The sequence below is a fragment of the Streptomyces sp. AF1A genome (assembly GCF_047340315.1).
Classification (GTDB): Bacteria; Actinomycetota; Actinomycetes; order Streptomycetales; family Streptomycetaceae; genus Streptomyces.
The window spans coordinates 1-7162 of record NZ_JBLEBI010000258.1; the positions used below are offsets into that span (position 1 = coordinate 1).

5 protein-coding genes are annotated in these 7162 nt (G+C 72.3%); all 5 read left to right on the forward strand.

Features of this window, described 5'->3' with window-relative positions:
• Positions 1–1092: FtsK/SpoIIIE domain-containing protein (locus ACLU3S_RS34720; RefSeq protein WP_413955957.1), on the forward strand; the 1092-nt coding region annotated here is incomplete at its 5' end.
• 163 nt (positions 1093–1255) lie between these two features.
• Positions 1256–2638 (forward strand): ABC transporter substrate-binding protein, encoded by a 1383-nt coding sequence (locus ACLU3S_RS34725; RefSeq protein WP_413955958.1) that lies wholly within the window; start codon positions 1256–1258, stop codon positions 2636–2638.
• A gap of 7 nt (positions 2639–2645) precedes the next feature.
• Complete coding sequence (locus ACLU3S_RS34730; protein ID WP_413955959.1) at positions 2646–3989, forward strand: carbohydrate ABC transporter permease; 1344 nt, start codon at positions 2646–2648, stop codon at positions 3987–3989.
• Entirely contained in the window at positions 3986–4897 is a 912-nt protein-coding gene (locus ACLU3S_RS34735) for a carbohydrate ABC transporter permease (protein WP_413955960.1), read from the forward strand. The genes ACLU3S_RS34730 and ACLU3S_RS34735 overlap by 4 nt, the downstream gene beginning before the upstream one ends.
• Positions 4898–5074: 177 nt before the next feature.
• Positions 5075–7162 (forward strand): CDP-glycerol glycerophosphotransferase family protein (locus tag ACLU3S_RS34740; protein ID WP_413955961.1); only part of this gene is annotated, 2088 nt, incomplete at its 3' end.

A 7162-nucleotide genomic window follows, 5' to 3' on the forward strand; every position in this document is an offset into this window, starting at 1 on the left:
GATCTCCGGGCCACCCCGGCGTCACTGATGGCGCGCTGGGCGGACGCGGCCGACGACACGGAGTCCCTGGGCGGCCGGGCGCGTGCGGTCCTGGGCGCCGGGCCGCGTGGGCCGGTCACGGCCGACCTCGTGGCCGACGGGCCGCATCTGCTGATCGAGGGGCCCGCCGGCAGCGGTCGTACCGAGCTGCTGCGGGCCGTGGTCGCCTCGCTGGCCGCGGCCGAGCGCCCGGACCGGCTGGGCGTGGTGCTGATCGACGGCCGGGACGGGACCGGCGCGGGCGCGGCGCGCGGCGAGGGGCTGCGCGTGTGCACGGACATACCGCATGTCACCACCCACCTCGTCGCCAACGACCCTGTGCGCATGCGGGAGTTCGCGCAGTCGCTGACCGCCGAGCTGAAGCGCCGGGCGGAGCTGCTCGGACGCACGGACTTCGCGCAGTGGCACGCGGGGCGTGAGGTGTCGGGCCGGATCGTCGCCCAGCGCACGCCCGCCAACGGTGACATAGACACGCCGCCCAGCTCCACCCTGCGGCTGCGCCCGGGCGCGGCGGCCCGGCAACGCGCCGAGGCGGCGCCGCCGTTGCCCCGGCTGGTGGTCGTCGTCGACGACCTCGACGCGCTGGTCTCCCCCGCGCTCGGTGCGCCGGGCCGGCCCGCCGCCGGGTCCGTGATGCGGGCGCTGGAGGCGGTGGCCCGGGAGGGCGAGCGGCTCGGGGTGCACCTGGTGGCGGCGGCCGGCGCCGGGGGCCGTACGGCGGAGACGGAACCGGTGCGCCGGGCCCGGCTGCGGGCCACGCTGGAGGAGGTCACGCCCGGACCGGACGAACCGGCGCCGGGCCGCGGGCGGTTGGCGTACCCGGACGGGCGGGCCGTCGGCTTCCAGGGCGGCCGGGTGACGGGCCGGATCCCGCGGACCGCGACCCAGCGGCCCACGGTCGTGCCGCTGGACTGGCAGCGCATGGGCGATCCCCCGGCCCGCCGCCCCGTCCGGGAGCTGGGCAACGGCCCGACGGACCTTGCCCTGTTGGCGAGCGCGGTGGAGCGGGCCGCCCGGGAGGTCGCGGCCGCGGAGGTGCCCTCACTGCTGTAGCCGCAAGGACACGCATACCACCCCGGTCACCATCGGGTCACGATGAGCCGCTGGACACCGTAGGCGCCCTTGCCCACCCCGAGTGGCCCGGCGTACACCGGAGCGCACGGGACAGTCTTCTGACGTTCAAGACGTTCAACGAGGAACGACGAACGGGGAAGTGATGCGCACCAAGAGCAGCACCATCCGGACGACCAAGGCCGTCACCACGCTCGCCGCACTGCTCGCGGGGGCCCTCGCGCTCACCGCCTGCTCCAGCGGCAACGACAAGAACGACAACGGGGACAAGAGCGGCAGCCCCACCGCGACCGGCTCCACCCTCACGCTGCCCAAGCTGAACGGAGCGAGCCTGGAGATCGCCGCCGTCTGGACCGGCCAGGAGCAGAAGAACTTCAAGCAGGTCCTCGCCGAGTTCACCAAGCGCACCGGCGCGAAGGTCACCTTCGTGCCCGCGCAGGACCCGATCATCAACTTCCTCGGTTCGAAGATCGCGGGCGGCCAGCCGCCGGACGTCGCGCTGCTGCCGCAACCGGGCGCCATCAAGCAGGCCGTGCAGAAGGGCTGGGCCAAGCCGCTCGGGCCTCAGGCCCAGAAGGAGCTGCAGCAGAACTACTCGCAGGGCTGGCAGGACATCGGCAAGGTCGACGGCAAGCAGTACGGCGCCTATTACAAGGCCGCCAACAAGTCGCTGATCTGGTACAACACCAAGGTCTTCGAGAACGCGGGCGCCAAGGAGCCCACGACCTGGAAGGACCTGCTGACCGCGGCGCAGGCGGTGTACGACTCCGGTGTCACCCCGTTCTCGGTGGCGGGCGCGGACGGCTGGCCGCTGACCGACTGGTTCGAGAACGTCTACCTGTCCCAGGCGGGCCCGCAGAAGTACGACCAGCTCGCCCAGCACAAGATCAAGTGGACCGATCCGTCGGTGAAACAGGCGCTGACGACGCTGGCGCAGATCTGGGGCAAGAAGGACTACGTGGCGGGCGGCCCGAACGGCGCGCTGCAGACGGAGTTCCCGGCCTCGGTCACCCAGACCTTCACCGGCGGCGACCAGCCGAAGGCCGCGATGGTGTACGAGGGCGACTTCGTGCAGGTCAACATCGGTGAGACCAAGGCGAAGGTGGGCACGGACGCCAAGGTGTTCCCGTTCCCGGCCGTGGGCTCCACCGCACCGGTGGTCTCCGGCGGTGACGCGGCGGTCGTGCTGAAGGACTCCAAGGCCGCGCAGGCCCTGGTCACCTTCCTCGCCTCCCCGGACGCGGCGACGATCCAGGCGAAGCTCGGCGGCTATCTCTCGCCGAACAAGAACGTGCCGATCTCGGCGTACCCGAACACCGTGCAGCAGAAGATCGCCAAGGCCCTGATCGCGTCCGGCGACGACTTCCGCTTCGACATGTCCGACCAGGCCCCGCAGGCGTTCGGCGGCACCCCGGGCAAGGGCGAGTGGAAGGACCTGCAGGACTTCCTGAAGAACCCCACGGACGTCGCGGGCGCCCAGGCGAAGCTGGAGAAGGACGCGGCGGCCGCGTACGGAAGCGGGAGCTGACCCGGCGATGGCGCCGGCAGCGGCGGCCGGGGCCCCACCGGGCCCCGCCGCACCCCGTGGCCGCAAGAGCGTGACCGGCACCCGGCGGGCGGTGGCAGTGCTGTTCCTGCTGCCCGCCCTGGTGCTGCTCGGCGCGCTCGTGGTCTACCCGATCGGGTACTCGCTCGTCCGCAGCTTCTCCAACGCCTCGGGCGACGGCTTCGCCGGAATCGACAACTACAAGGCCATCTTCACCGACGACGGCATCCGCACCGCGCTGAAGAACAACGTCATCTGGGTGGTCTTCGCGCCCACCGTGTCCACCGCGCTCGGGCTGGTCTTCGCGGTGCTGACCGAACGGGTGCGCTGGGGCACGGCGTTCAAGCTGGTCGTCTTCATGCCGATGGCGATCTCGATGCTGGCGGCCGGAATCATCTTCCGTCTCGTCTACGACCAGGACCCGCACAAGGGCGTCGCGAACGCGGTGTGGGTGGGAGTCCACGACACCTTCGCGCAGTCGTCTGCGTTCCCGAAGGCGCACCCGGGCCGCGAGTCGCCGCTCGCCGCCCAGGGGGGCGGCTTCGTCACCAAGGCCGCCGTGCACGCCGGGCAGCCCGTCACCCTGCCGCTCGTCGGGGTCGCCCCCGACCAGATGCCGGACGGCGCGAAGAAGGCCGTCGCCGCCCGGCCGGAGCCGGGGAAGATCACCGGCACCACCTGGCAGGACTTCACCCGCGGCAAGGGCGTGGGACGGCTCGGCGCGCCCGACCCGTCCGAGCTGGGCTATGCCGGGATGCGGATCGAGGCGGTGAAGGACGGCAAGGTGGTCGCCTCCACCAAGGCGGCCGCGGACGGCACCTTCACGCTGCCGGCGTCGGCCGACGGCGCGCGGCTGCGGCTGCCCGCGAGCAACTTCCGGGAGCCGTACAACGGCGTCGAGTGGCTCGGCCCGGCGCTGGTCACCCCGGCGATCATCGGGGCGTACGTGTGGATGTGGGCGGGCTTCGCGATGGTGCTGATCGCGGCCGGGCTCGCGGGCGTGCCCCGGGAGCTGCTGGAGGCCGCGCGGGTGGACGGCGCCACCGAGTGGCAGGTGTTCCGCAAGGTCACCGTGCCGCTGCTCGCGCCGGTCCTCGCCGTCGTCGTGGTCACGCTGATGATCAACGTGCTGAAAGTGTTCGACCTCGTCTACATCATCGCCCCCGGTTCCTCCCAGGACGACGCGAACGTGCTCGCCCTGGAGCTGTACCGCAAGGGCTTCGCGGAGGGCCGGCCCGGCGTCGCGAGCGCGATCGCGGTGTTCCTGCTGCTGCTGGTGATTCCGGTGATGCTGTTCAACATCCGCAGGCTGCGGCGGGAGGTGCGGCGATGACGGCGACCGCCGGAAGCATCGGAGAAGTGGCAGCCGCCGGGACCCCGGTGAAGGCGCGGCAGTCGCTCGGCTCCCGGATCGCGGAGAAGCTGAGCGGCGGCGTGGTCCGCGTGTTCCTGATCGTCGTGGGCCTGTTCTGGCTGGTGCCCACCATCGGTCTGCTCATCTCCTCGCTGCGCGCCCCTCAGGACATGAGTGCGAGCGGCTGGTGGACGGTGTTCAGCAAGCCGTCCCAGCTGACCTTCGACAGCTACCAGAAGCTGCTGGAGAACAGCGACATCACCAACTCCCTGGTGAACACGGTGCTGATCACGGTCCCGGCGACCGTCCTGGTCGTCGTCATCGGCTCCCTCGCGGGCTACGCGTTCGCGTGGATGGAGTTCCCGGGCCGGGACTGGTGGTTCCTGGGCGTGGTGAGCCTGTTGGTGGTGCCGGTGCAGGTGGCGCTGATCCCGATCGCCGAACTCTTCGGCAGGATCGGCCTGTTCGGGACGATCCTCGGGGTGGTCCTGTTCCACACCGGCTTCGGGCTGCCGTTCGCGGTGTTCCTGCTGCGGAACTTCTTCGCGGAGATCCCCAGGGAACTCCTGGAGGCGGCCCGACTCGACGGCGCCGGTGAACTGCGGCTGTTCGCCCGCGTGGTGATGCCGCTCGGCGGCCCCGCGATCGCGAGCCTCGGCATCTTCCAGTTCCTGTGGGTGTGGAACGACATGCTGGTCGCGCTGGTGTTCACCAAGTCCGGCACCCAGCCGATCACGGTGGCGCTGCAGACACAGGTGCGGCAGTTCGGCAACAACATCGACGTGCTGGCGCCCGGCGCGTTCATCTCGATGGTGATCCCGCTGGCCGTGTTCTTCGCGTTCCAGCGGCAGTTCGTGTCCGGCGTCATGGCGGGTGCGGTCAAATAGCCATCAACCGGACAGCCAAGTAGGCGCAAAGGAGCGGGAGTTCCGGGGGTGGGCCGTGGGCGGCCCGCCCCCTTCCCGTCACCCGATGTCCCCCGTACGACGTACGAACCGTAACCAAGTCGCTCCATGGGCCGTTCCCGGGCCGAACGCCCGCGCCGACCGACCCATGGATGTGCCGTGCCCAGGTTCAGTGTCATCGTCCCCGCGTACCAGGTCCAGGCGTACCTCTCCGAGTGTCTGGACTCGGTGCTGTCCCAGTCCTGTCCGGACCTCGAGCTGATCGCCGTGGACGACTGCTCCCCGGACGCCTGCGGCGCGATCATCGACGAGTACGCGGCCCGGGACGCCCGCGTGAAGCCGGTGCACCTGGCCGAGAACCAGGGGCTGGGCCGGGCCCGGAACGCGGGCATGGCCGAGGCGACCGGCGACTACCTCGTCTTCCTGGACAGCGACGACACGCTCACGCCGGACGCGCTGCGCGCGATCGCCGACCGGATCGAGGAGACCGGCGAGCCGGACGTGCTGGTGTACGACTACGCGCGCACCTACTGGGACGGCTCGGTGCGGCGCAACCGCCTGGCGGCCGAGCTGAGCCAGCGGGGGCCCGCGCCGTTCCGCCTCGAGGACCGGCCGGGGCTGTTCAGGGTGCTGATGGTCGCCTGGAACAAGGCGTACCGGCGGGAGTTCGTCGAGGCGGAGGGGTTCCGGTTCCCGCCGGGCTACTACGAGGACACTCCCTGGACCTTCCCGGTGCTGATGGCGGCGGGGTCGATCGCGACCCTGGACCGAGTGTGCGTCCACTACCGGCAGCGCCGCCAGGGCAACATCCTCGGCACCACCAGCCGCAAGCACTTCGACCTCTTCGACCAGTACGACCGGGTGTTCGCCCACCTCGCCGAGCGGCCCGAACTGGAGCGCTGGCGGCCCGCGTTGTTCCGCCGGATGATCGACCACTACGCGGTGGTGTTCACCCGCCGGGGCAGGCTGCCGCGCGGCAGCCACGGCGAGTTCCTGCGCCGGGCCCGCACGCACTACCGCCGCTACCGCGTGCCGGGCACCCGGCTGCCGCGCCGGCACGTGCTGATCCGCTTCGGCATGCACCGCACCTTCCGGGCGCTCCAGTTGGCCTCGGCCGCCCGCCGGCGCGCCGGGACGTTCGCGGTGAAACCGGCCCGCGCCGTGCGCTCCGGCGTGCTGCAGCTGCACTACCGGATCCAGCTGTGCCTGCCGCTGCGCGCCGACCGGGCGGTGTTCGCCGCCCACGGGGAAGGGGGCCACGGCGGTGACCCGGGCGCGCTGGAGGAGGCCTTCCGCCAACTCGCCCCGCACATCGGCACCGCGTGGATCTGCGGCCCCGGGCACCGGCACACCGTCCCGCCGGGCCCGCGCCGCATCGCCCCCGGGACGTTCGCCCACTGGACGGCGCTGGCCCGCGCCACGTTCCTGGTGAGCGACGCCGCCCTCGCCCGCGGGCTGCGCAAACGGCCCGGGCAGGTCGTCGTGCGGACCCTGCCGGGCACCCCCCTCGCGCACGCGGGCCTCGATCTGCTGGAGCGCCCCGCGGCGGCCCGGGACACGGATGTCGCTCGGCTGCTGCGGGACGTCGACCAGTGGGACCACCTCGTGTCCGGCAACCGGCACTCCACCCTGACCTGGGAGCGGGTTCACCCGGGCCGCTACACCACGCTGGAGTACGGCTGTCCCCGCAACGACGTCTTCCACCGGGCGACGCCGGCGGACGTGGCCCGGCTGCGCGAGTCCCTCGGCGTCCCCGCGGGCGCGGTGGCGATCCTGTACGCGCCCGCGCGCCGCGACCACCGCCGTACCCAGCGCCCGCCGCTGGACCTGGAGCGGATCCTGCGCCGCCTCGACGCGCGCTTCGTGATCCTGGCCCGCGCCAACGGCGTCGCGCCCGCCGGGAACACCCGGCTCATCGACGTCTCCGGCCATCCGGACGCGCAGTCCCTGTGCCTTGCCTCGGACGCGCTGCTCACCGACTGCGCGCCGATCCTGTTCGACTACGCGGGCCTGGACCGGCCGATCGTGCTGCACACCGGGGACTGGGAGGTGTACGAGGCCGTCAGCGGCGCCTACGTCGACCTGCGCGCGTTCCCGCCGGGCGCGGTCGCGCGCAGCGAGGACGAGGTGATCGACGTCTTCGCCTCCGGCCACTGGCGCGGCTCCGGCGCCGCGCGGCTGCGGGCCGCGTTCCGGGAGCGGTTCTGCCCGTGGGACGACGGTCGCGCCGCCGAACGGGTCGTACGG